This window comes from Actinomadura meridiana, assembly GCF_039537545.1.
Classification (GTDB): domain Bacteria; phylum Actinomycetota; class Actinomycetes; order Streptosporangiales; family Streptosporangiaceae; genus Spirillospora; species Spirillospora meridiana.
Genome location: NZ_BAABAS010000005.1, coordinates 783,911 through 807,518, shown reverse-complemented (window position 1 = coordinate 807,518; position 23,608 = coordinate 783,911). Strand labels below are relative to the sequence as shown.

Annotated in this window: 26 protein-coding genes; 7 read left to right on the top strand and 19 right to left on the bottom strand. The window is 72.9% G+C overall.

The window, feature by feature from the left end; translation table 11 throughout:
* Window positions 1-163: 163 nt before the first annotated feature.
* From trpA to ABD808_RS12980, 9 genes are all read right to left on the bottom strand, one after another.
* Entirely contained in the window at window positions 164-976 is an 813-nt protein-coding gene (gene trpA, locus ABD808_RS13020) for a tryptophan synthase subunit alpha (RefSeq protein WP_344895086.1), read from the bottom strand.
* Window positions 973-2,184, bottom strand: coding sequence for a tryptophan synthase subunit beta (gene trpB / locus ABD808_RS13015; RefSeq protein ID WP_344895083.1), 1,212 nt, complete (start codon window positions 2,182-2,184; stop codon window positions 973-975). The genes trpA and trpB overlap by 4 nt, the downstream gene beginning before the upstream one ends.
* A 96-nt stretch (window positions 2,185-2,280) precedes the next feature.
* Entirely contained in the window at window positions 2,281-3,087 is an 807-nt protein-coding gene (trpC, locus tag ABD808_RS13010; RefSeq protein WP_344895080.1) for an indole-3-glycerol phosphate synthase TrpC, read from the bottom strand.
* Between the two features lie 79 nt (window positions 3,088-3,166).
* Window positions 3,167-3,586 (bottom strand): DUF2752 domain-containing protein, encoded by a 420-nt coding sequence (locus tag ABD808_RS13005; RefSeq protein ID WP_344895077.1) that lies wholly within the window; start codon window positions 3,584-3,586, stop codon window positions 3,167-3,169.
* Window positions 3,587-3,647: 61 nt separating this feature from the next.
* The gene (locus tag ABD808_RS13000) at window positions 3,648-4,313 is read right to left on the bottom strand and encodes a response regulator transcription factor (protein WP_344895074.1); all 666 of its coding nucleotides are present in this window, start codon (window positions 4,311-4,313) and stop codon (window positions 3,648-3,650) included.
* Window positions 4,310-4,900: a Trp biosynthesis-associated membrane protein gene (locus ABD808_RS12995; RefSeq protein ID WP_344895071.1), complete on the bottom strand. Its 591-nt coding sequence runs from the start codon at window positions 4,898-4,900 to the stop codon at window positions 4,310-4,312. The genes ABD808_RS13000 and ABD808_RS12995 overlap by 4 nt, the downstream gene beginning before the upstream one ends.
* Window positions 4,897-5,283 carry a phosphoribosyl-AMP cyclohydrolase gene (gene hisI, locus ABD808_RS12990; RefSeq protein WP_344895067.1) on the bottom strand — a complete coding sequence of 129 codons (387 nt, stop codon included), beginning with the start codon at window positions 5,281-5,283 and terminating at the stop codon, window positions 4,897-4,899. Before hisI ends, ABD808_RS12995 begins: the two co-directional genes overlap by 4 nt.
* Before the next feature lie 133 nt (window positions 5,284-5,416).
* Window positions 5,417-5,623 carry a cold-shock protein gene (locus ABD808_RS12985; protein WP_018657218.1) on the bottom strand — a complete coding sequence of 69 codons (207 nt, stop codon included), beginning with the start codon at window positions 5,621-5,623 and terminating at the stop codon, window positions 5,417-5,419.
* Between the two features lie 248 nt (window positions 5,624-5,871).
* On the bottom strand, window positions 5,872-6,564 hold the full coding sequence (locus tag ABD808_RS12980; RefSeq protein ID WP_344895063.1) for a TIGR03085 family metal-binding protein: 693 nt from the start codon (window positions 6,562-6,564) through the stop codon (window positions 5,872-5,874).
* Between the two features lie 185 nt (window positions 6,565-6,749).
* Here ABD808_RS12980 and ABD808_RS12975 point away from each other — a divergent pair, with 185 nt between their 5' ends.
* The 4 genes from ABD808_RS12975 to ABD808_RS12960 all read left to right on the top strand — a co-directional run bounded on the left by ABD808_RS12975 (window position 6,750) and on the right by ABD808_RS12960 (window position 12,351).
* Window positions 6,750-8,633, top strand: coding sequence for an ABC transporter ATP-binding protein (locus tag ABD808_RS12975; protein WP_344895404.1), 1,884 nt, complete (start codon window positions 6,750-6,752; stop codon window positions 8,631-8,633).
* The gene (locus tag ABD808_RS12970) at window positions 8,630-10,429 is read left to right on the top strand and encodes an ABC transporter ATP-binding protein (RefSeq protein ID WP_344895060.1); all 1,800 of its coding nucleotides are present in this window, start codon (window positions 8,630-8,632) and stop codon (window positions 10,427-10,429) included. The genes ABD808_RS12975 and ABD808_RS12970 overlap by 4 nt, the downstream gene beginning before the upstream one ends.
* 74 nt (window positions 10,430-10,503) lie before the next feature.
* Complete coding sequence (locus ABD808_RS12965; RefSeq protein WP_344895057.1) at window positions 10,504-11,784, top strand: hypothetical protein; 1,281 nt, start codon at window positions 10,504-10,506, stop codon at window positions 11,782-11,784.
* Between the two features lie 90 nt (window positions 11,785-11,874).
* Window positions 11,875-12,351, top strand: a complete 477-nt coding sequence (locus ABD808_RS12960) for a hypothetical protein (RefSeq protein WP_344895054.1) — start codon at window positions 11,875-11,877, stop codon at window positions 12,349-12,351.
* Window positions 12,352-12,362: 11 nt separating this feature from the next.
* Here ABD808_RS12960 and ABD808_RS12955 read toward each other — a convergent pair whose 3' ends face one another.
* The gene (locus ABD808_RS12955) at window positions 12,363-13,016 is read right to left on the bottom strand and encodes a phosphorylase family protein (protein ID WP_344895051.1); all 654 of its coding nucleotides are present in this window, start codon (window positions 13,014-13,016) and stop codon (window positions 12,363-12,365) included.
* A gap of 126 nt (window positions 13,017-13,142) precedes the next feature.
* Between ABD808_RS12955 and ABD808_RS12950 the strand changes: the two genes are divergently transcribed.
* Both ABD808_RS12950 and ABD808_RS12945 read left to right on the top strand, forming a co-directional pair.
* Complete coding sequence (locus ABD808_RS12950) at window positions 13,143-13,487, top strand: hypothetical protein (protein ID WP_344895048.1); 345 nt, start codon at window positions 13,143-13,145, stop codon at window positions 13,485-13,487.
* 60 nt (window positions 13,488-13,547) lie between these two features.
* A complete protein-coding gene (locus ABD808_RS12945) occupies window positions 13,548-14,723 on the top strand; it encodes a winged helix DNA-binding domain-containing protein (RefSeq protein ID WP_344895045.1) in 1,176 nt (391 codons plus the stop codon).
* 19 nt (window positions 14,724-14,742) lie between these two features.
* Here the strand turns inward: ABD808_RS12945 and ABD808_RS12940 are convergent, their stop codons facing one another.
* Complete coding sequence (locus ABD808_RS12940; protein WP_344895042.1) at window positions 14,743-15,324, bottom strand: hypothetical protein; 582 nt, start codon at window positions 15,322-15,324, stop codon at window positions 14,743-14,745.
* Between the two features lie 202 nt (window positions 15,325-15,526).
* On the opposite strand from ABD808_RS12940, the gene ABD808_RS12935 reads away from it, so the two are divergent.
* The gene (locus tag ABD808_RS12935; RefSeq protein ID WP_344895039.1) at window positions 15,527-17,239 is read left to right on the top strand and encodes a CocE/NonD family hydrolase; all 1,713 of its coding nucleotides are present in this window, start codon (window positions 15,527-15,529) and stop codon (window positions 17,237-17,239) included.
* A gap of 2 nt (window positions 17,240-17,241) precedes the next feature.
* Here the strand turns inward: ABD808_RS12935 and hisF are convergent, their stop codons facing one another.
* The 8 genes from hisF to ABD808_RS12895 all read right to left on the bottom strand — a co-directional run bounded on the left by hisF (window position 17,242) and on the right by ABD808_RS12895 (window position 23,534).
* Entirely contained in the window at window positions 17,242-18,003 is a 762-nt protein-coding gene (hisF, locus tag ABD808_RS12930; protein ID WP_344895036.1) for an imidazole glycerol phosphate synthase subunit HisF, read from the bottom strand.
* On the bottom strand, window positions 18,000-18,719 hold the full coding sequence (gene priA / locus ABD808_RS12925) for a bifunctional 1-(5-phosphoribosyl)-5-((5-phosphoribosylamino)methylideneamino)imidazole-4-carboxamide isomerase/phosphoribosylanthranilate isomerase PriA (RefSeq protein ID WP_344895033.1): 720 nt from the start codon (window positions 18,717-18,719) through the stop codon (window positions 18,000-18,002). Before priA ends, hisF begins: the two co-directional genes overlap by 4 nt.
* Window positions 18,720-18,754: 35 nt before the next feature.
* Entirely contained in the window at window positions 18,755-19,390 is a 636-nt protein-coding gene (hisH, locus tag ABD808_RS12920) for an imidazole glycerol phosphate synthase subunit HisH (protein ID WP_344895030.1), read from the bottom strand.
* Window positions 19,387-19,557 carry a hypothetical protein gene (locus ABD808_RS12915; RefSeq protein WP_344895027.1) on the bottom strand — a complete coding sequence of 57 codons (171 nt, stop codon included), beginning with the start codon at window positions 19,555-19,557 and terminating at the stop codon, window positions 19,387-19,389. The genes hisH and ABD808_RS12915 overlap by 4 nt, the downstream gene beginning before the upstream one ends.
* 2 nt (window positions 19,558-19,559) lie before the next feature.
* The gene (hisB, locus tag ABD808_RS12910) at window positions 19,560-20,153 is read right to left on the bottom strand and encodes an imidazoleglycerol-phosphate dehydratase HisB (RefSeq protein WP_344895024.1); all 594 of its coding nucleotides are present in this window, start codon (window positions 20,151-20,153) and stop codon (window positions 19,560-19,562) included.
* Complete coding sequence (locus ABD808_RS12905) at window positions 20,150-21,250, bottom strand: histidinol-phosphate transaminase (protein ID WP_344895021.1); 1,101 nt, start codon at window positions 21,248-21,250, stop codon at window positions 20,150-20,152. The genes hisB and ABD808_RS12905 overlap by 4 nt, the downstream gene beginning before the upstream one ends.
* Window positions 21,247-22,554 carry a histidinol dehydrogenase gene (gene hisD / locus ABD808_RS12900; RefSeq protein WP_344895019.1) on the bottom strand — a complete coding sequence of 436 codons (1,308 nt, stop codon included), beginning with the start codon at window positions 22,552-22,554 and terminating at the stop codon, window positions 21,247-21,249. The genes ABD808_RS12905 and hisD overlap by 4 nt, the downstream gene beginning before the upstream one ends.
* A gap of 164 nt (window positions 22,555-22,718) precedes the next feature.
* Window positions 22,719-23,534 (bottom strand): PhzF family phenazine biosynthesis protein, encoded by an 816-nt coding sequence (locus ABD808_RS12895; protein WP_344895016.1) that lies wholly within the window; start codon window positions 23,532-23,534, stop codon window positions 22,719-22,721.
* Window positions 23,535-23,608 lie beyond the last annotated feature (74 nt).

Here is a 23,608-nt window from a genome sequence, read left to right as displayed (position 1 = left end):
CGGACCGCCTCACCCGGCGAACACACCTTACGGGAGAGCGGCGGAACCACAAGCACAACTCGGAGGCACCGTCCGCGAGTTCCCGAAATCCGCCGATGGAGCGGATCAAGGGCCCGAAGACAGCGCTCCGAACACAGCGCCCCAGGGCTCGGTGCCCCGGAGGTCAGCGGCCCGCGCGGACTCCGGCGGCCAGCTCCTCGGTGAGCGCCCGGAGGCTCGCCAGGCCGGACGCCGCGTCGGGCGCGTCCAGCAGGCGGCGGACGAACGCCGAACCGACGATCACGCCGTCGGCGAACCCGGCGACCTCGGCGGCCTGCGCGCCGTTGCCGACCCCGAGGCCGAGCCCGACCGGCAGGTTCGTGCCCGCCTTGTCGATGACCGTGCGGGTGCGTTCGACCAGGCGCGGCGCGCCGGTGTCGACGGCGGTCCTGGCGCCGGTGACGCCCATCAGCGACGCCGCGTACACAAAGCCCCGGGACGCCGTGGTGATCGTCTCGATGCGCTCGTCGGTGGAGCTGAGCGCGACGAGGAACACCCGGTCGAGGTCATGTGCGTCGGACGCCTCCAGCCAGTCGCCGCCCTCTTCGGGCGTGAGGTCGGGCGTGATCAGCCCCGAGCCCCCGGCCGAGACCAGGTCGCGGGCGAACCGGTCGACGCCGTAGTGGTCGACGGGGTTCCAGTACGTCATGACGAGGGTGGGGACGCCGGTGGCGGCGACGGCCTCGACCATCCGGAAGACGTCGGCGACGCGCACGCCACCGACGAGCGCCTGGTGCACGGCGTCCTGGATCGTCGGGCCGTCCATCATCGGGTCGGTGTAGGGGAGGCCGATCTCGATCACGTCGCAGCCCGCGTCGACCATCGTCAGCGCCGCGTCGATGGAGCCCTGGACGCTCGGGAACCCGGCGGGAAGGTAGCCGACCAGCGCGGCGCGGTTCTCCGCTTTGGCCTTGTCGTAGGCGGTCCTCGCGGTCACTGCCCCTCCTCGGAGATCAGGCCGAAGAACCCGGCGGCGGTGTGCATGTCCTTGTCGCCGCGCCCGGACAGGCACACGACGACGGTGGCGTCCGGCCCGAGCTCGGGGCCGACCTTCAGCGCGCCCGCGAGCGCGTGCGCGGACTCGATGGCCGGGATGATCCCCTCGGTGCGGCACAGCAGCGAGAACGCGTCCATCGCCTCGGCGTCGGTGATCTCGCGGTACTCGGCGCGGCCGGAGTCGCGCAGCCAGGAGTGCTCGGGGCCGACGCCGGGATAGTCGAGGCCCGCGGAGATCGAATGGGTCTCCTGGGTCTGGCCGTCGGCGTCCTGCAACAGGTACGTGCGCATGCCGTGGATGACGCCGAGGGAGCCGCCGACGAGCGTGGCGGCGTGCCGGCCGGTCGCGACGCCGTCGCCGCCCGCCTCGAACCCGAACAGCCGGACGGACTCGTCCGGGACGAAGGCGTGGAACGCGCCGATCGCGTTGGAACCGCCGCCGACGCACGCGATGACGGCGTCCGGCAGGGCCCCGATCAGGTCGAGGCACTGCCGCCGCGCCTCCACGCCGATGATCCGCTGGAAGTCGCGGACCATCATCGGGAACGGGTGCGGCCCCATCACGGACCCGATGCAGTAGTGGGTGTTCTCGACGGTGGCGACCCAGTCGCGGAACGCCTCGTTGCAGGCGTCCTTGAGGGTGCGGCTGCCGGTCCGCACCGGGACGACCTCCGCGCCGAGCATCCGCATCCGCGCGACGTTGAGCGCCTGCCGCTTGGTGTCGACCTCGCCCATGTAGACGGTGCAGTCGAGGCCGAGCAGCGCGGCGGCCGTGGCGGTCGCGACGCCGTGCTGGCCCGCGCCCGTCTCGGCGATCACGCGGGTCTTGCCCATCCGCCGGGTCAGCAGCGCCTGCCCGAGTACATTGTTGATCTTGTGGGAGCCGGTGTGGTTGAGGTCCTCGCGCTTGAGGAGCACGCGGACGCCCGCGTGCTCGGAGAACCGCTTCGCCTCCGTCAGCAGGCTGGGACGGCCCGCGTAGTTCGCGAGGAGATCGTCCAGCTCGGCGGTGAAGGCGGGATCGTGCTTGGCGGTCTCGAACTCGCGGGTCAGCTCGTCGAGCGCGGCCATCAGCGCCTCGGGGGCGAAGCGGCCGCCGAACGCGCCGAAATGGCCCGAGACGTCGGGCAACGCAGAGTCGATGGTCATGAGAAAACGGGTCCTGTCATACGAGAAGGGGCTCTGTCACGAAAGGTGATAGCCCCGCCATCGCTCCCTGAGCGGCTCGACCTGCATGCCCGTACCCTATCCGCTCTGCCGCAGGGCCGGGTGCGCGCCCGCGGCGACGAGGTCGGCGACGGCGGTGCGCGGGTCCTTGCCGATGACCAGGCTCTCGCCGACCAGCACCGCGTCGGCGCCGCTGGAGGCGTAGGCGAGCAGGTCGTGCGGCCCCCGCACCCCCGACTCGGCGATCTTGACGACGTTCTTGGGGATGGTCGGCGCGACCCGCGCGAACACGCCGCGGTCGACCTGGAGGGTGCGCAGGTCGCGCGCGTTCACGCCGATGACCTTGGCGCCCGCGTCGACGGCGCGGGCGGCCTCCTCCTCGGTGTGGGCCTCCACGAGCGGGACCAGGCCGATCGACTCGGCCCGCTCGACCAGCGAGACCAGGGCGTCCTGCGCCAGCGCCGCGACGATCAGCAGGGCCATGTCGGCGCCGTGCGCCCGTGCCTCCCACAACTGGTAGGAGGTGACGATGAAGTCCTTGCGCAGGACACAGACGTCGACGTTGGCGCGGACCTCGGCGAGATCGTCCAGGCTGCCGCCGAAGCGGCGCCGCTCGGTCAGCACGCTGATCACCTTCGCGCCGCCGGACTCGTAGTCGCGGGCGAGGGCGGCGGGGTCGGCGATCGCGGCGAGCGCGCCCTTGGACGGGCTGCTGCGCTTGACCTCGGCGATGACCGAGACCCCCGGCGCGCGCAGCGCGGCCAGCGCGTCCCGTGGGGCCGGGGCGTCCGCCGCCTTCTGCTTCAGGACGTCGAGCGGGACCTCACGCTGCCGTTCGGCGAGATCGGCCCGGACGCCGTCAACGATCTCGTCCAAAACGCTCAAGGTCGCAGGCCCCCTCTTCCCAAGTCGTTCCGTCCACCGATCGTAGCCGCCCCGTCGGACGGTTCGGCATCCGGGATGTCTAGGGCGCCAGCGCCTGCGCGAACGGCAGATTGCGCACCACCCAGAACACCAGGACCACCCCGACGAACGAGTACGCCACCACGGGCCGCAGGATCGCGCTGTGCATGGGCATCCCCCGCGTCCGCAACACCGTCCAGCGCGCGAACAGGTAGCCGAGCACGGGCAACAGCAGGAAGACCAGCGGATTGAACCCGAACGCGGCCCCCACGTCCCCGTGCGTGAGCGCATGCACAAGCCGCATCAACCCGCAGCCGGGGCAGTAGTAGCCCGTGATCGCGAGGAACGGACACGTCGGGTAATGCCCGGACTCGTTGGGATCTCGAACCGCCACCACCAGCGCCGCCGCGGCGACGCCCGCGAGGACGGCGCCCGGCGCGAGAAGCCCCCGTCCCCGCACCCGCACCGACGCTTGAGTCACGACTCCAGGGTAGGCCCGCCCACAGGCTTGAGCCTCGGGCACTGGCCGCGAGGTGCGGAGATCAGAGATCGAGGACGTAGCCGACGCCGCGAACCGTCCTGATGGGGTTGCCCTGGCCGAGCTTGGCGCGGAGCTGGGCCACGTGGACGTCCACCGTGCGGCTTCCGGCGCCCGCGCCCGGACCCCAGGCGGCGTCCAGGAGCTGTTCGCGGGTGAAGACGCGGCCGGGGTTGGCCATCAGGAACTCGAGGAGGTCGAACTCGGTGACGGTGAGGGCGACGCGGCGGTCGTCGATGGCGGCGGAGCGGCTCGCGGGATCGAGCGCGACGGCCCCGGCGCGCAGCAGGCCCGGCGATTCGGTGGGGGCGGCGCCGCGCAGGGCGTCGGCGACGGCGCGGGCCAGGGCGCGGGGGCTGAACGGGCGGCCCACGTGATGGTCGCCGAGAGCGCGGGCGACGGACGGGTCGATCGGCCCGGTCACCGCCACGACGGGCGCCGGGCGCGCGGCCTCGGCGACGCGGCGGTACAGGTCGGCGGGCAGGGCGCTGACCGACAGGTCGAGGACGACCACGTCGGGACGGCCCCGTTCGGCGGCGCCGGGCGCCCGCGCGGGGTCGCCCTCGATCTCGACGTCGAAGCCCTCGCGGGCCAGGTAGCGGCGTTGCAGTTCGGCGACGGCGGGGTCGTGCTCGACGACGAGGACGAGCCCGCCGCCGTCGGTGCTCACGACCGCCCGTTCGTCTGGACGGTCGGGTCCTCGCCCCGGTCGAGGGACTTCCAGAGGGCGGACGGGTCGTCGTCCGGCACGGCGGCCGCCTTGCGCGGGGTCGCGCGGTCGTAGCGGGCGGACATGCCGGGCCAGCGGGCGCCTCGCACGGCGGTGACGGTCCCGGCGGCGACCAGCAGGACTCCCCCGGCGACGGAGACCGTCCACCAGAGGTTGACGTGCACGGCGGGGTCCGAGCCGAGCTTCAGCAGGGCGCTCTTGTCCCCGGCGGCCGACAGGACGGCGGAGTGCCGGACGGCGACGGCCGAGGCGTAGACGATCCCGGCGCCGAACAGCGCGAGGAGGACGCCGACCCCCGCGCGCACGCGCCCGCGCGTCGCGAACAGGGCGGCGAGGCCCGCGAGGCCCGCCCAGCCGAGGGCGCCCGGCGCACCGCCGAGGTCGCCGCCGGTCAGGGTCTGCGTGAACGGGGTGATGGCGTCCTCGGCCTTGACGGTGGCCCAGGCGCGGCTCGCGGCGAGAAGGGCGAGACCGGCTCCGGCGGCGCACCCGAGCGCCGTGAGGCCGCGTTCACGCCCGGGGGTCATGACGCGTCCGGCTCGGGGCGCTCCCCGACCACGGCGGTCAGGACGTCGGCGTCCCAGCAGGTGCGGTCGCCGGTGTGGCAGGCGGCGCCGATCTGGTCGACCTGCACCAGGATCGCGTCGGCGTCGCAGTCCAGCGCGACCGACTTGACCCACTGCTGGTGACCGGACGTCTCGCCCTTCACCCAGTACTCCTGGCGGCTGCGCGACCAGTAGGTGCAGCGGCCGGTGGTGAGGGTGCGGTGCAGGGCCTCGTCGTCCATCCAGCCGAGCATGAGCACCTCGCCGGTGTCGTACTGCTGGGCGATGGCGGGCACGAGCCCGTTGGGGTCGCGCTTCAGACGGTCGGCGATCTTGGGGTCCAGATTGGACGGTCGAACGGACATGGGCTCCATTGTGCCGCCTGCCGCCCGATGACCCGGCACGGGGCGCGCGCGAACACCCCGGCTTGCGCGAACACACGCGAAAAGGCCCGCCTCCCCGGTCGGGGGGACGGGCCCAGACGTACGACTACGGGCTTTACAGGGGGACGACCTGGTCAGCCTGCGGACCCCGGTTACCCTGCGTCACCTCAAACTGGACGCGCTGATTCTCGTCCAGAGTGCGGTACCCGGAGGACTGGATAGCCGAGTAGTGGACGAAGACGTCCGGCCCGCCACCGTCCACGGCGATGAAACCGAAGCCCTTCTCGGCGTTGAACCACTTCACGGTGCCCTGCTGGGGCATGTCTTTCTCCTTGCGGCAAAACCTGGGCCCACACCTCGCGGGCCCGTGCGGTCGCTGCGGAACGCCCTCGCCCCCGGTACGGTCCCGGAAAAGCCAAAACGCCCGCTGCCATCAGTCCGCGGGCGTCTTGAACGATCGAGAACCACGACTGCAACCGACCGCACCACCGTATCACCGGTTCCGCGTAAAGCGGAGGAGCCGCATCGCTTGCGATTCTCCTCTCCGCGAACCGCGCCGTTACCTGGCCGTTAAAGACTCCAACCGGTCTCGGTCAGGGTCTTGACAGCGTCCGTCGCCCCCGTGAGCCGGACGTTCGCGACGTCCCCCCGTCCCAGGGCCCACAGGACGAGTTCGCCCACGGGCCCGTGGACGCGGACGTCACCGCGACCGCGCCGTGACACCTGGACGGTCCGCCCGTCCGGCTGTACGAGCGTTACCCGAACGTGAACTTTTCTTAGGACAAAGCGGGCAATTTTTATGCGTCGCCAGAGCAGTTCCTCTAGTTCCGGGGAGATCTCTCGAGGCTCCCAGTCCGAGCGCGCGCGCCGGACGTCCTCATGGTGAACAAAGAACTCCACGCCGTTGGCGATTTTGTCCACACCGGGAAGCGCGTACGGCGAGAACTTCGGCGGTCCCTGCCGAAACCGTTCCAGCAGGCGGTCGAACGGCACGGCCCGCGCCGTCCGGCGTCGCACGCGCTCGGTGTAGAAGGACAGCGGGCCCAGGAGTATTCCCAGGGCGGCGTCCGGGCGTCCTTCCCGGATGACGAGATGGGCGGCCAGGTCGCGGGCGTCCCACCCGGCGCACTCGGTGGCCGCGTCGGGACCCGCGGCCGCGAGGGCGTCCGCCAGTGCCCGCCGCTCGTGCCGGACCGGGTCGATCCGGGGGGCGTGGGGCGTCGTCCCCCCGCCGGAGACCGGGCCGTCGTCGGTGCTGCTCATCACATGATCGTAAGCCGGGGCGGGTGGGGCGGGAATAAGCACGTGGCCTGGATGGTAAGGAATATCCGGGCCCACATACCCCCACAACCCCGGCCAGGGGGCACATCTCGGGCTGCCTTCGCGCGATAGGAGTCGCTGTGCCACCTGCGTCCAAACGGGTCGACCCGCATGTCCTCCGGGAGGGGATGGGGGTGCTCTCGGTCGCGGTCCGGGCCGAGCCCCGGATCTTCACCCTCTCGGTCCTCGGCAGCGCGCTGTACGCGGCGATGACCGTGGCGACGGCGCAGGTGCTCGGCTGGGCGACGCAGGAGGTCGTGCTCCCGGCGTTCGAGTCCGGGCACACCACGGCCGGGGCGCTGGCCGGGGCGTCCCTCGCGATCTTCGCGGTGGCGCTGCTCAAGGCGATCGGCGTCGCGAGCCGCCGCTACTACGCGGGCGTCATGCAGTACCGGCTCCAGGCCGGGTACCGGCGCGCGGTGACCCGGCAGTACCTGCGGCTGCCGCTCGCCTGGCACCACCGGCATCCGACCGGGCAGCTGCTGTCGAACGCCAACGCGGACGTCGAGGCGGTGTGGGCGCCGATCGCGCCGCTGCCGATGGCGGTCGGCGTCGTGTTCATGCTGCTGATCGCGGCCGTGTCGATCCTGCTCACCGACGTGGTCGTGGCCGGGGTCGGGTTCCTGGTGTTCCCCGCCATCGCGCTGATCAACGTCGTCTACCAGCGGAAGCTGGCGCCAGTGGCGACCCGCGCGCAGCAGCTGCGCGCGGAGGTCAGCGAGGTCGCGCACGAGAGCTTCGAGGGCGGCCTGGTCGTCAAGACCCTCGGCCGCGAGGAGGCCGAGACCGAGCGGTTCACCGAGCGGGCGGAGGCGCTGCGGGACGCGAACATCGCGGTCGGCCGCATCCGCGGTCTGTTCGACCCGGTGCTGGAGGCGCTGCCGAACCTCGGCGTCCTCGCCGTCCTGCTGATCGGGTCGGTGCGGCTGGACTCGGGCGCGATGACGGCGGGCGACCTGGTGAACGTCGCGTACCTGTTCACGCTGCTGTCCTGGCCGATCAGGGCGCTGGGCTGGGTGCTCGGAGAGGTGCCGCGCAGCGTCGTCGGCTGGGAGCGGGTCCGGGCCGTCCTGGACGCGACCGGTTCCCTCCCGTACGGGGACGGCGCGCCCGCCGAGGCCGGGAAGGCGGCGAAACTGGAGGTCAAGGAGGTCCGCTTCTCCTACGAGGCCGCCGAGTCGGGCTCTGGTGAGGGGACGACCCCCCACGCCCCCGGGAACGCCACGGGGCGGCGCGTCCTGCACGACGTGTCGTTCGCCGCCTCCCCCGGCCGGACCATCGCGGTCGTCGGGCCCACGGGCTCCGGCAAGTCGACGCTGACGTCGCTGCTGGTCCGGCTCGTCGACCCGGCCGACGGGTCGGTGCTGCTGGACGGCGCCGACCTGCGGGACGTGCGGCGCGGCGGGGTCGCCGAGACGGCCTCGCTCGTCCCGCAGCAGACGTTCCTGTTCGACGACACCGTCCGCGGCAACGTGACCCTGGGCCTGGACGTCCCGGACGAGCGGGTCTGGGAGGCGCTGCGCCTCGCGCAGGCGGAGGGCTTCGTCGCGGCGCTCACCGAGGGGCTCGACACCCGGGTCGGGGAGCGCGGGGCGACGCTGTCGGGCGGGCAGCGGCAACGGCTGGCGCTCGCGCGGGCGCTGGTCAGGCGGCCCCGGTTGCTCGTGCTGGACGACGCGACGTCCAGCGTCGACCCGCAGGTGGAGGCGCGCATCCTGCAGAACCTGCGGGACGCGCAGACCGGCGAGGCGGGCGGCGCGACCGTCGTGGTCGTGGCGTACCGCAAGGCGACGATCGCGCTGGCCGACGAGGTCGTCTACCTGGAGCACGGCCGCGTCACCGGGCGCGGCGCCCACGCGGACCTTCTGGAACGGTCTGAGGGCTACCGCAACCTGGTCAACGCCTACGAGCAGGCCGACGCCGAGAAGGCGGAGCAGGAGGACGCGGGGCAGTCGAAACAGGCTGGCGCGGAACGGGAAACGGTCGAAGGCGGCGAAGGGGCTCTGGCATGACGGTCGCGACTGGGACGGGGCTGAGCGACACCGCCGCCACCACGGAGGGCGCCTTCAGCACGCTCAAACGCGGTGTCCTGCTGAGCCCGGAGTTCCGCGCCGGGCTCGCCGGGACGCTGGTGCTGGCGCTGCTGTCGACGGCGGGCCGCGTGGTGGTGCCGATCGCGGTCCAGCAGACGATCGACAAGGGCCTCAGCGGCACGGACGGCCCCGACATCGGCTTCATCCGCGCGGCGGTGGCGCTGTGCGCGGTGGCGGTGCTGGTCACGGCCGTGTGCGCGTATCTGATGAACGTCCGGCTGTACAAGACGTCCGAGGGCGGCCTCGCCGGGCTGCGGACCAAGGCGTTCCGGCACGTGCACGACCTGTCGATGCTGACGCAGAGCGGGGAGAAGCGCGGCGCGCTGGTGTCACGGGTGACCGGGGACGTCGACCAGATCAGCCAGTTCATGCAGTCGGGCGGGCTGATGTTCATCGTGTCGATCGGCCAGTTGGTCGTCGCGAGCGTGCTGATGCTCGTCTACTCGTGGCAGTTGGCCCTGCTGGTGTGGCTGGCGTTCCTGCCGCTCGGGTGGGCGCTGCGGCACTTCCAGCGGATCCTGTCCGCGTCCTACATGCTGGTGCGGGAGAAGATGGGCGACCTGCTGGCCGCGGTCAGCGAGTCCGTCGTGGGCGCCCCCGTGATCCGCGCCTACGCCTCCGAGGAGCGGACCGGGCGGCGCGTGGACGAGACCGTCGACGCGCACCGCGACGCCCAGACCCGCGCCCAGGCCATGGTGGCGCTCACCTTCCCGGTCAGCGAGCTGGTCGCGGCCGTCGCCACCGCCGGGGTCGTCATCGCCGGGACCCTGCTCGGCGTGGACGGCCACCTGTCGGCCGGTGAGCTGGTCGCGTTCCTGTTCCTGGTCACGCTGTTCGTCAGCCCGATGCAGACCGCGACCGAGGTGTTCAATCAGGCGCAGAACGCGATCGCCGGGTGGCGGCGGGTGCTCGGCGTGCTGGACACCGTCCCGGACGTCGCCGACCCCGGCGACGACGGCGAGACGCTGCCGCGCGGCCCGATCGAGGTGCGGTTCGAGTCGGTCGGGTTCGCGTATCCGGGCGGGCCGCCCGTCCTGCACGACGTGACGGTGGACATCGCGCCGCGCAGCCGCGTCGCGGTCGTCGGCGAGACCGGTTCCGGCAAGACGACGTTCGCCAAGATCCTCACCCGTCTCATGGACCCCGCGTCCGGCCAGGTCCTCGTGGACGGGGTGCCGCTCGACCGCGTCCGGTTCTCGTCGTTGCGGGAACGGATCGTCATGGTGCCGCAGGACGGTTTCCTGTTCGACGCGTCCCTGGCCGACAACATCCGGTACGGCCGCCCGGACGCGACCGACGACGACCTCGTCCTCGCCCTGACCGAACTCGGCCTCGCGGACTGGCTCGACGGCCTCCCGGACGGTCTGGCCACCCCCGTCGGCCAGCGCGGCGAGTCGCTGTCGGCGGGCGAGCGGCAGCTGGTGGCGCTGGCCCGCGCGTACATCGCCGACCCGGACCTGCTCGTCCTGGACGAGGCGACCTCGGCCGTGGACCCCGCCACGGAGGTGCGCATCCAGCGCGCCCTGGACGGCGTCACGCGGGGCCGCACCGCAATCTCCATCGCCCACCGGCTCTCCACGGCGGAGGCGGCCGACGAGGTCATCGTGTTCGACGCCGGACGGATCGTCCAACGCGGCCCGCACGCCGATCTGGTGACGCGGCCGGGCGTCTACGCGAACCTCCACACGTCCTGGACGGCGCAGCGCGCCCTGTGATCGAACCCTGTGATCGAAACCACGACCACCTAAAACACTTGCCCGATATCTGGTCTCGTGCGCATTCTGCTGGGGTGAATAACGAGGTCGTGTTGGAATCGGCGAGCACGCTGCACGGTCAGCTACAGCGTGGGCTCGGGAGGGCCGCGCGGCGCGCGGCGGACAGGCCAGGTGCGGGCGAGTACGTGTACGACTGCATCCGGCGGGATCCGAGGTGGGACCGCCAGTGCGAGTCACGGCGCCTGTACTACGCCCGGTTGATGGTCGACCTTGAGATGCCGACGGGGCCGGTCGCGGCTCATTTGTTCGATCCGTCCGACTCCAGCGCCGACGGCGACGAGTGGCGGGTCGATCTGGCGTTGGGCGTGCTGGCGGACCTGGTCCGGTTGAGCAGGCGGGAGGCGGCCGAGCCGCTGCGCCAGTACGCGGAGGAGGGCGGGCAGTGGTTCGACGCGGTCGTGGAGCTGATCGACCTTGAGGACCCGGCGCTGACCCTCGGCCTGGACGAGCTCGTCGCCGCCCGGTGCGACGCCTCGGATCTCGCGCTGCTGATCCCGGCGCACCGCAACCCGGTGATCGAGGCGTGGGCGGCCCGGCAGCCGAGCATCGCCGCGGCCCTGGCGCGCCAGCGGGAGGCGGGACGGGCGGCGCGCCGGGCGATGGCGACGGCGCCGGGACGGGACGCGCAGAGCGAGGCCGAACTGCTGGACCTCGCCCGGCGCCGGGGCGAGGGAGCCATCTCGGCGATCTTCGAGCTGGGCCGCCGCCGCACGCTCGCGCTGCTCGACCTGGCGGAGGAGCTGCTGCCATGTGACGGCACGGACCCGGACCCGGGCCCGAGCCGGTACGGCGGGGCGGTGTGCCGGGCGCTGCGGGAGTACGGCACCGAGGCGCTGCCACGGGCGCGGGCGTGGGCCGCGCAACGGGGCGTCTGCGCCGACATGGGGCTCAGCATCCTCGCCAGGTACGGCACCCGCGAGGACGTCCCGCTGCTGATGACGGAGCTGCACGACGCCGTCGACCGGCGCGAGTGGGCGTCCGCCGCCAGCCCGATCGAGGGGCTCGGACGGCTGCGCGCTGGTGAGGCCGTCCCCCTGTTGAAGTCCGCTTGGACCGAGTCAACGTACGCCTATCTGAGACCCCGCATCCTGACCGCGCTGACGAGAACGGCCCCGCACACGGCCGAGGCCTACACCGTCGAGGGCCTGTGGGACTGCGAGGAGGGCGTCCGGCTGGAGGCGGCGCAGTTCGCGCCGATCACCTCGGACACCCGGATCCGGCTGCAACGCCTGCACCACGACACGTCGGAGGAGGCGGACGTCCGCGCCGCCGCCGGGGCGCGGCTGGCCGCCTGAGAGCCCGACGGAAACGAACCCGATGAACCCCGCCGGGGCGTGGCGCGTATTCACCACCCGAATCGCGTCTCACGCCCCGGAGGAAGAGCGATGGGTTCCCGACACCTTTCCGGCCTCGTTTCCGGCCTCACCAAACCCGCCCTGCTGTGCGCCGTCGCGACGCTGCCGTTGGCGGCGGGCTGCTCGGCGAAGTCGGACGCCTCGTCCGACGGCGGCGGCACGGCCGCGAAACCGGCCAGCCTCCAGCAGCTCGCCGAGCGGACGGGCTGCTCGCCGACCGGCACGCGGAAAGTGGCCGACCTGGAGCAGGGCAACTGCAAGAACGCCCGTGGACGGTACGTCCTGCTCAGCTTCACCACCGACACGGGCATGAACGCCTGGCTGCACGAGGCGAAACCGTGGGGCGGGACGTACCTGGTCGGGGCCCGCTGGGTCGCGGTCAGCACGGACACGACCCTGGAGTCGCTCCGCAAGGACCTGGGCGGCGAGATCGTCCACGGCGACGGCCACGGTGAGAGTCACGGTGGCGGTCACGGCGGCGCGAGTCACGGCATCGGTCACGGCTGAGCGCCGGTCCGTCAGGGCGTGCGGGCCTCGGTGCCCCGCTCGTCCTCGCCGCGCACCAGCAGAAGGCTCCAGCGTTCGATCGCGGGGCCGGTGCGGGCCAGGACGCGGCGCGCGGCCAGACCGCGTCCGATCACGCCCGGATGAAACAGCGGGTGTCCGGGCCCGTCCACGACGACCCGCAGGGCCGCGACGGGACGGTTCCCGGCCCGCGCGGCGATCACGGCGGACTCCATGTCCGCCACCCGCGCACCGCCCGCGGCCCGCAGCGCCCGCTCCTTGCCGCGCACGACGTGGTCGGTGGTGACGAGCGACCCGACCTGCACGCTAAGGCCGTCGCGACCAAGCTCCTCGGCGAGCAGGCGCGGCGCGGAGCACGCCACCGGGTCGGTGTCAGGCCCGGTGCCGTGGATCTGGTCGGCGACGAGGATGTCACCCGGCCGCAGTCGTCCGTCGAGCGCGCCGCCGAAGCCGACGACGACGAGCGCGGCGCATGACCCGGGCAGCCGGTCGGCACGGCGGGCCCGGTAGCCGACCACCACGACGGGTGTGCGGGCGAGACCCCGGCGGACGGCGCGGGCCTCCACGCCCAGCGCGGCGCACACCACCGGCCCCACCATCGCCCGGGACTCCCCCGGCTCCGCGCCGGTCACCGGATCACTGGTCACCGGACCAGCGAAACACGGCGGCGGCGGAAGATCCAGCCGCGTCACCGCGCGGTACGACATCCGAGGCGGACAGATCAGCCTTCCGGACGGCGCCACGGGCGGAAGCGGGCATCTAGACTCCCCGACATGACCTCCTTTCCCGTTCGGCGGAAGCTGGCCGTCCTCCCCTTCGTCGCGCTGCCGTTCGGCGCCATGACCGCGTGCGGCGGCGAAGGCACCAACAGCTCCACCGACTGCGGCGTGAACTCGTGCACGGTGACGTTCGACCGGGGGGTCGAGGCCAGCGCCTCGATCCTCGGCATCAAGGCCGAGCTGGTGAAGGTGCAGGGCCAGATGGTCACCCTCAAGGTCGCCGGGCAGACGGTGACCGTGCCGGCCGGCGACGGCCAGCAGGCCGACGGGTTCGACGTCTCGGTCCAGTCGGTCACCGACGACAAGGTCGTCGTCAAGATCTCCGGCGGAGGCGGCTGACCTCCGGTCCGTCCCGTCCGGCCGGTCCGGGCCGCGCGTCCGGTCGGCTAGGATTCGCTCATGCGTTCGATGAGTGTGGCCGAGCGGCGCGCCAGGCTGGGCGTTCGCCACCGGCTGTCCCCCGGTGTCAGGACCGACGACGTCGCCGACATCGCGCGGTCCATGGTGGTGCTGCACGCCACCGACCCGGCCACCGTGTTCCTGTCGATCGCGGCCCGCAGCGTCGACGCCGTCCCCGCCGCGGTGGAGCGCGCCCTGTACGACGACCGGACGCTGCTGCGGATGCTCGCGATGCGCCGGACGATGTTCGTCGCGCCCGTCGAGCTCGTCCCGGTCCTCCAGGCGTCCACGGCCAACGCGATGGCCGCCAAGCAGCGCGCCACCTACTCCCGGCTGATCGAGCGGGGCAGCGACGTCAAGGACGTGCCCGCCCTGTTCGCGGAGGCCGAGCGGGCCGCGCACGAGGCGCTGCTGGCGCGCGGGGAGGCGACGGGCGCGCAGCTCAGCACGGACGTGCCGCTGCTGCGAACGCAGGTCGACCCCGCCCCCGGCAAGTCGTACTCCCGGCCGACGGGCATCACCACCTGGGTTCTCGTGACGCTCGGCTGCGAGGGACGCATCGTCCGGGGCCGCCCCAACGGGTCGTGGACCAGCAGCCAGTACCGGTGGTCGCCGGTCGAGGCGTGGCTGCCCGGCGGCATCGCGGACGTCCCCGCCGCCACCGCTCGCGCCGACCTCGTCCGCCACTGGCTGCGCGCGTTCGGGCCCGCCCCGGTCGCCGACCTGAAGTGGTGGACGGGCTGGACGGCGGGCGACGTCACCAAGGCCCTCGCCCTCCTCGACGTGACCGAGGTCGACCTCGGCGGCGCCACCGGCGTCGTCCTGTCCGACGACCTCGACCCGGTGCCCGCGCCGCAACCGTGGGCGGCGCTGCTGCCCGCCCTCGACCCGACGCCGATGGGGTGGCGCGAGCGCGGCTGGTTCCTCGGCGACCACGGGCCCCGCCTGTTCGACCGCAACGGCAACGTCGGCCCGTCGGTGTGGTGGGACGGCCGGATCGTCGGGGGCTGGGCGCAGCGCGCGGACGGCGAGATCGTCGTCCGCGTCCTGGAGGACGTCGGCGCCGACGCCGTGGCCGCGATCGACCGGGAGGCGGCGCGGATGGCGGCCTGGTACGGCGACGTCCGCGCGATCCCCCGTTTCCGCACGCCGCTGGAACGCGAACTCACGTCCTGAGCCCAGCGGGCCCGGCGGGTCAGCGGCCGTAGGGTCCGGAGAGGTGGGCGGCCCCGCGCTTGGCGCCGCCGCGCCGCACGATGATGACGACGAACGCGATGACCGCGACGCCGCCGAGCCCCAGCGCGACCATGACGGCGAGGCCGATGTACCCGTGGACGGTGTCGTCCGGCGTCACCAGAATGGGGCCCTCGGTGCCACGGCACGTGAGCAGCGCCCTCCCGGAGACCGGCGCCTCGAACGACGCGGTGTAGCGGTACTCCGGGTGCTCGGAGGCGCTCCAGGAGTTCTGCCGCGTCAGCCGGATCGGCCCGGACCGCTCCCCCACCTTGACCGAGCACGCGAACGGCGACAGTCCGCCCGTCCGCACATACAGAAAGTAACCGTGGGCCCGGGAAAGCTGGATCGTCACCCCGGTCTCGGGGCTCCCCGCCGCCGACGGGCCGTCAGCCGCCTGCGCGTCGTCCCAGAGGGCGGCGACCAGCGCGAGGAGCCCGGCGACCGCCACCACGACCAGCACGGCGGGCAGCGCGTACCACCTGGCGGAAGGCCTGATGGGCGGCGGTGCGGTCCACGACGAGCCCGCCTGACCGGGCCCCATGGGGGGCGGTCCCATCGGCGGGTTCGACCCGGGCCACATGTGTCCCTCCACGGGGAAGACAGTGCGAACGCAACGATCCCAGAGAACCCCTGCCCCCGCCAGAGAGCCCTGCTGGGCCCCGCCGGTCGCACCGCGGCGGTTGCACGGAGCGTGAACGGTTACCTTACTAAGTAGTAGTCAACGCGGTGGAGACGGAGGCGCCATGGCACTTCGGGACCGGCTCGGCGCCCCGCCGATCAGGCTTCCGCATCCCCGTGGGCTGGCCCGGTACAGCGTCGAGCGCGACCTGCCGGTGACCATGCCGGACGGGGTGACGCTGCTCACCGACCGGTACGTCCCATCCGGGGTGGAACGCCCGCCCACGCTCCTGGTCAGGACCCCGTACGGGCGGCGCGGCCCGGCGGCCCTCGCCAACGGGCTCCTGTTCGTGCCGTTCGGGTTCCAGCTGGTCGTGCAGAGCGTGCGCGGGACGGGCGGGTCCGGCGGCGAGTTCGACCCGCTCGGACGGGAACGCGACGACGGGCTGGCGACGGTCGAGTGGCTGAAGCGGCAGCCCTGGTTCCACGGCTCGTTCGGCGTGTTCGGCCCGAGCTACCTCGGCTACGCGGCGTGGGCGGTCGCGGCGGAGGCGGGCCCGGAGCTGAAGGCGATGTCGTTGCAGATCACCGCGTCGTCGTTCCGGGACGCCGCGTACGTCGGCGGGTCGTTCGCGCTGGAGTCGACGCTCACCTGGACCGACCTCACGCACCGGCAGCGGGGGCCGTTCGGCATGCTGACCGCGCCGCTGACGGCCCGGCGGCACGCCGTCCGCGCCGCCCGGTCCGGCCGCCCCCTCTCCGAGCTGGACGTGCTGGCGGGCGGCGAACCGATGCGCTTCTACCAGGACCTCCTCGCCAACCACACCGCCGTCTCCCTCGCTGACAGGGCCACCGGGAACGGTTACTGGGACGACCGCGACTTCAGCGGCACGGTCGGGAACGTCACCGCGCCCGCCACCCTCCTCGGCGGCTGGTACGACGTGTTCCTGCCCTGGCAGGTCAGGGACTATCTCGCGCTACGCGCCGCCGGGCACGTCCCGTACCTGACGATCGGGCCCTGGTGGCACACCGACGCCCGGCACGGCCTGGTGACGATCCGCGAGTCGCTCGCGTGGTTCCGCGCGCATCTGCTGGGCGACCCGTCCGGACTGCGGCGCGACCCCGTCCGCGTCTACGTGACCGGCGCCGGTGAGTGGCGGCACTACCGCGACTGGCCGCCGCCGGGGACCCGCCGGGCCCGGTGGCACCTGCACGCGGGCCGCGGGCTCGGCGAGGACGGCCCGGCCGACGCGCCCGCGAGCACCTACCGCTTCGACCCGGCCCGGCCGACGCCCGCGCTCGGCGGTCCGACGCTGCTCGGCAGCTCACGGCCGGTCGACAACCGGCCGCTGGAGCGGCGGCCCGACGTCCTGGTGTTCACCTCCCCCGCCCTCACCGCCGACCTGGACGTCGTCGGGCCCGTGTCCGCCGACCTGTTCGTCCGGTCCGACCGGGAGCACACCGACTTCATCGTGCGGCTGTGCGACGTCGCGCCGGACGGGGCGTCCCGCAACGTGTGCGAGGGCGGCCTGCGCCTGCCCGCCGCCACCGACCGGCCCGTCGGGACGCGCGGCGTCCGCCGCGTCACGGTCGACCTGTGGCCCACCGGGCACCGGTTCGCGCGCGGGCACCGCGTCCGCGTGCACGTCACCAGCGGCGCCCACCCGAAGGTCGCCGCGAACCCCGGCACGGGCGAGCCGCTCGCGACGGCGTCCCGGAGGGTCACGGCCCACCAGGAGGTGTTCCACGACCCCGACCACCCCTCGGCGATCATCCTCCCGATCGTGGAACGCTCCGCCGAGGCGACCGTGCCCGCCCCGGACGAGGAAAGAGCCTGACCTCAGCGGACGGGGCTGCCGGAGGCGCGCAGCGCGTCCTTGACCTCGGAGACCTTGATCTCACCGAAGTGGAAGACGCTGGCGGCGAGAACGGCGTCGGCGCCCGCCGCCACGGCGGGCGGGAAGTGCTCCACGGCCCCGGCGCCGCCGCTGGCGATCACCGGGACGGTCACCGCGGCCCGGATCCGACGCAGCATGTCCAGGTCGAAGCCCGCCTTGGTGCCGTCGGCGTCCATCGAGTTCAGCAGGATCTCGCCGACGCCGAGTTCGGCGCCCTGACGGGCCCAGTCGACCGCGTCGATGCCGGTGCCCCGGCGGCCGCCGTGCGTGGTGACCTCGAAGCCCGACTCCGTCCCGTCGGCGCGGCGCGCGTCCACCGACAGCACGACGCACTGCGACCCGAACCGGTGCGCGGCCTCCCGCAGGAACTCCGGGAGCGCGATCGCGGCGGTGTTCACCGACACCTTGTCGGCGCCCGCGCGCAGCAGCCGGTCGATGTCGTCGACGGTGCGGACGCCGCCGCCGACCGTCAGCGGGATGAACACCTCCTCGGCGGTGCGGCGGACGACGTCGTAGGTGGTGGCGCGGTCGGCGCTGGACGCGGTGATGTCGAGGAACGTCAGCTCGTCGGCGCCCTCGGCGTCATAGCGGCGGGCCAACTCGACGGGATCACCGGCGTCGCGCAGGTTCTGGAAGTTGACGCCCTTGACCACGCGCCCGGCGTCGACGTCCAGGCACGGGATCACTCGCACGGCGACCGTCACCGCACGGCCTCCAGGGCCTCTTCCAGCGTGAACGCGCCCGCGTAGAGCGCCTTGCCGACAATGGCGCCCTCGACGCCATCCTTCACGAGCCCGGTCAGGGCCCGCAGGTCGTCCAGGGACGAGACGCCGCCGGACGCGATGACCGGCTTGTCCGTGCGGGTGCAGACCTCGCGGAGCAGCTCGGTGTTGGGGCCGCGCAACGTGCCGTCCTTGGTGACGTCGGTGACCACGTAACGGGGGCAGCCGTCGTCCTCCAGACGCGCGAGGACCTCCCACAGGTCGCCGCCCTCCCGCGTCCAGCCGCGCGCGGCGAGCGTCGTGCCGCGCACGTCCAGCCCCACCGCGATCCGGTCGCCGTGCGAGGCGATGATCTTGCGGCACCAGGCGGGGTCCTCCAGCGCGGCGGTGCCGATGTTGACGCGGGCGCAGCCGGTGGACAGGGCCGCGTCCAGCGAGGCGTCGTCGCGGATGCCGCCGGACAGCTCCACCTTCACGTCCAGCCGCCCGGTCACCTCGGCGAGCAGCTCACGGTTGGACCCACGCCCGAACGCGGCGTCCAGGTCGACGAGATGGATCCACTCCGCGCCCGCGTCCTGCCAGGCCAGCGCCGCCTCCAGCGGCTCACCGTAGGAGGTCTCGGTACCGGCCTCGCCCTGAACCAGGCGGACGGCCCGCCCATCCGCGACATCTACAGCGGGAAGGAGCGTCAAGGACATGCGAAAACCCTATCGAGGCAGAAGGGACGGGATGCTCAGCTGAGGGTGGTCAGCCAGTTGTGGAGGAGGGTGGCTCCGGCGTCGCCGGACTTCTCCGGGTGGAACTGGGTGGCGCACAGGGGGCCGTTCTCGACGGCGGCGACGAAGCGGTCGCCGTGTTCGGACCACGTGACGCGCGGTGGCGGGATGAGGCCGGTCGGGTCGGGTTCGAGGTCCCAGCTGCGCGCGGCGTAGGAGTGGACGAAGTAGAACCGCGCGTCGCCCAGGCCCTGGAACAGGGTCGAGTCGGCGGGGGCGTCGATGGTGTTCCAGCCCATGTGGGGGACGACGGGCGCGTCGAGGCGGTCGACCGTGCCGGGCCATTCCGCGCAGCCCTCGGTGGTGACGCCGTGCTCGATGCCCTTGGCGAACAGGATCTGCATGCCGACGCAGATGCCGAGGACGGGACGCCCCCCGGCGAGGCGGCGGCCGATGATCTGGTCGCCGCGGACCGAGCGCAGGCCCGCCATGCACGCCGCGAACGCGCCGACGCCCGGGACGACCAGGCCGTCGGCGGCGAGGGCGGCGTCCCAGTCGGCGGTGACGGTCACGTCCGCGCCCGCGCGGGCGACGGCCCGTTCGGCGGAGCGCAGGTTGCCGGACCCGTAGTCCAGGATGACGATCGAGGTCACAGCCACAGCACGCCCCCGGTGAGGACGGCCGCGGCCAGCACGAACACGACCACCGCCGCGATCTTCAGGCCCTGCTTGACGAAGCTGTACACGCCCGCCAGCAGGAACACCCCGACCGCGAGGATCACGACGTTGCCGTAGGTGAAGTGCAGGTCGCCGATGTGCACCTTTAGAGGGCCCCCTTGGTGGACGGGATGCCGTGCACCTTCGGGTCGAGCGCCACGGCGTCGCGCAGCGCCCGGGCGAGGGCCTTGAACTGGGCCTCGACGATGTGGTGCGCGTTGCGCCCGTACGGGACGTTGACGTGCAGCGCCACCCGCGCGTTCGACACGAACGACTCGAACACGTGCCGGGTCATCGTGACGTCGTACTCGGGGCCGATCATCGGGGCCATGCCGTCGGGCTCGGTGTGCACCAGGTACGGGCGGCCCGACACGTCGACGGTCACGTGCGCGAGCGCCTCGTCCAGCGGGACGGACGCGCTGGCGAAGCGGTGGATCCCGGACTTGTCGCCGAGCGCGTCGCGGAACGCCTGGCCGAGCGCGATCGCGGTGTCCTCGATGGTGTGGTGGCTGTCGATGTGCAGGTCACCGGCGGTCTTGACGGTCAGGTCGAACGATCCGTGCTTGCCGAGCTGGGTCAGCATGTGGTCGAAGAACCCCACGCCGGTCGCCACGTCGACCTGCCCGGTGCCGTCCAGGTCGATCTCGACGAGGACCTGGGTCTCCCCGGTCCCGCGCTCGACTCGTCCCTTGCGCGTCACAGACTCTCCTTCAGTACGTCGTTCAGGGCGGCACGGAAGGCCGCCATCTCGCGGGGGGTGCCGACGCTGACCCGCAGCCACTCGGGCGGCCCCACCTCCCGGATCAGCACGCCGCGGTCGAGCAGGCCCTGCCAGACCGCGCGGCGGTCGGGGAACGTCCCGAACAGGACGAAGTTGGCGTCGGAGTCGGCGACCCTGAGCCCCTCGCCGCGCAGCCACGCGACGAGGTTGTCGCGTTCCCCGCGCAGCGCGTCGACGCCGCCGAGCAGTTCCTCACCGTACGCGAGGGCGGTGCGTGCGACGGCCTGGGTGACGGCCGACAGGTGGTACGGCAGCCGGACGAGCAGCAGCGCGTCGACCACGGCGGGGTCGGCGGCGAGGTAGCCGAGCCGCGTCCCGGCCATGGCGAACGCCTTGGACATCGTCCGGGTGACGATAAGGCGGGGGTGGCCGTCCAGCAGCGTCAGCGCGGACGGCGTCTCCGCGCGGCGGAACTCCGCGTACGCCTCGTCGACGACGACCATCCCGGGCGCGGCGGCGAGCACCGCCTCGATCGCGGGCAGCGGCAGCGCGGTGCCGGTCGGGTTGTTCGGCGAGGTGAGGAACACGATGTCGGGACGGTGCTCCTCGACGGCGGCGACGGCCCGCGCGGGTTCGAGGCCGAAGTCCTCGTCACGGGAGGCGTTCACCCACCGCGTCCCGGACACCCCCGTGATGATCGGGTGCATCGAGTAGGACGGTTCGAAACCCAGCGCCGAGCGCCCCGGCCCACCGAACGCCAACAGGGTCTGCTGAAGGACCTCGTTGGACCCGTTCGCGGCCCACACCCGCTCAGCCGTCAGACCCGCGCCAGGCGTGTCAGTGTTCAGGAAAGCCGCAAGGTCTTCGCGGAGCGCGACCGCGTTCCGGTCGGGGTAACGGTTGAGCGTCCCGGCGACGTCCATGACGGCTTCGCCGAGGGCTTTCACGAGGCGTTCGGACGGCGGATACGGGTTCTCGTTCGTGTTCAGTGCGTATGGGACGTCCAGCTGCGGCGCGCCATAGGGTTCGCGGCCGCGCAGGTCGTCACGCAACGGCAGATCGTTGAGCGACGTCACGACGGGACCTCCCAGTCGAAGCGCGCCTTCAGAGCCGCGCCGTGGGCGGGCAGATCCTCGGCCTCGGAGAGCGCGACGACGCGGCCGGTGGCCTCGGCGAGGGCGTCGCGGTCGTACTCGACGACGTGGACGCCCCGGAGGAACGACTGCACCGACAGCCCGGACGAGTGGCAGGCGCACCCGCCGGTCGGCAACACGTGGTTGGACCCGGCCAAGTAGTCGCCGAGCGACACCGGCGCGTGCGGCCCCACGAAGATCGCCCCCGCGTTGCGGACGCGGGCCGCGACGGACCCCGCGTCGGCGGTGTGGATCTCCAGGTGCTCGGCGGCGTAGGCGTCCACGACCTTGAGGCCGTCGTCGACGGAGTCGACCAGCACGATGCCGGACTGCCGCCCGGCGAGGGCCTCGGTGATCCGTTCGCTGTGCCGGGTGCGGGCGACCTGCGCCTTCAACTCGGTCTCGACCTCGTCGGCGAGCCGCGCCGAGTCGGTGACCAGGACGGCGGCGGCGAGCGTGTCGTGCTCGGCCTGGCTGATCAGGTCGGCGGCGACCTCCACCGGGCTCGCGGTCGCGTCGGCGAGGATCGCGATCTCGGTCGGACCGGCCTCGGCGTCGATGCCGATCACGCCCTTGAGCAGCCGTTTCGCGGCCGCGACATAGACGTTGCCCGGCCCGGTGACGAGGTCGGCGCGCGGGCACTCCTCGGTGCCGTGCGCGAACATCGCGATCGCCTGGGCGCCGCCCGCCGCGTGGACCTCGTCCACGCCGAGCATCGCGCACGCCGCCAGGATCGTCGGGTGCGGCAGGCCCCCGAACTCGCGCTGCGGCGGCGAGGTGACCGCGAGCGATTCGACGCCCGCCTCCTGCGCGGGCACGACGTTCATGACCACGCTGGACGGGTACACGGCCCGCCCGCCCGGCACGTACAGGCCGACGCGCCCGACCGGAATCCACCGCTCGGTGACGGTGCCGCCGGGCACCACCTGCGTGGTGACGTCGGCGCGACGCTGGGCGCGGTGGACCACGCGGGCCCGCCGGATGCTCTCCTCCAGCGCGTCCCGGACGGCGGGGTCGAGCTCGGCGAGCGCCCGGTCGAGCTCGGCGACCGGGACACGGGTGGTCTCCAGCTCGACCCCGTCGAACGCCTTCGTGTGCTCCCGCACCGCCGCCGAGCCACGATGGCGCACGTCGTCGCAGATGGGCCGCACCTTGTCCAGGGCGGCCTCGACGTCGAGTTCGGCGCGGGGCAGCACGGAGCGCAGCTCGCCGGGCAGCGAGCCGCGCAGGTCAATACGGGAGATCACCCCTCCAGTCTATGTTGATCCAGGGGGGCGACCCCCTGGAACCCCCGTCACGACGCAGGCGATCCTCACGCCGCTGTTGCGGTTCCTTTGCATGTCGCGGTTTTGCGCGTCGCTGCGGTCGCCCGCGTCGGCGGGTGACGGTGGCTGGGGTTCGGGTCCGGGGGTCAGACGCTCAGGTCGCCGTCCAGGATGGTGATGGCCGTGCCGGACAGGATGACTCGGTCGCCGCGCAGTGTGACGTGGACGTGGCCGCCGCGTGCGGACGCCTGGTAGCCGGTCAGGGTGTCGCGGCCGAGGCGCGCCGCCCAGTGCGGGGCCAGGGCGCAGTGGGCCGAGCCGGTCACCGGGTCCTCGGCGTCGCCGGGCAGGACGCGCGGGGCGAAGAAGCGGGACACGAAGTCGTGGTCACGGCCCGGGTCGGCCGCTGCGGTGACGATCACGCCGCGTGCGTCGATCTCGGCCAGCGCCCGCGTGTCGGGGACGAGGCCGCGCACGACGTCCTCGGAGGCGACGTCGACGACGAGGTCGTTCTGAGCGTTGCGGGCGACGCCGCCCACGGGTGCGTCGAGCGCGTCGGCGAGGCCGTCCGGGACGTCGGCGGGCTTGGCGGGACAGGCCGGGAAGTCCATCGACAGCCGCCCGGTCTCGTCCCGGGTGACGGTGAGGACCCCGCTCCTGAGCGTCCGGAACCGGATCGGACGGCCGGACGGCACGGCGTCCGTCTCGTACAAAGCGTGCGCGGAGGCCATGGTGGCGTGGCCGCACAGTGCCACCTCCATGACGGGCGTGAACCAGCGCAGCTCGAAGTCGGCGCCGCCGTCAGCGTCGTCCGGGCGGACGAACGCGGTCTCGGAATGCCGCATCTCGGTGGCGACCCGCTGCATCCAGCCCGGGTCACCGGCGTCCGGCAGCAGGCACACCCCGGCGGGGTTCCCCGCGAACGGTCGGTCGGTGAAGGCGTCCACCACGAGCATCCTCATGCGACGACGTTACCGTGACGATGACATCCGCTTCACACTGTGAAAAATCGCCCCTTACCAAGATCATCAGACAG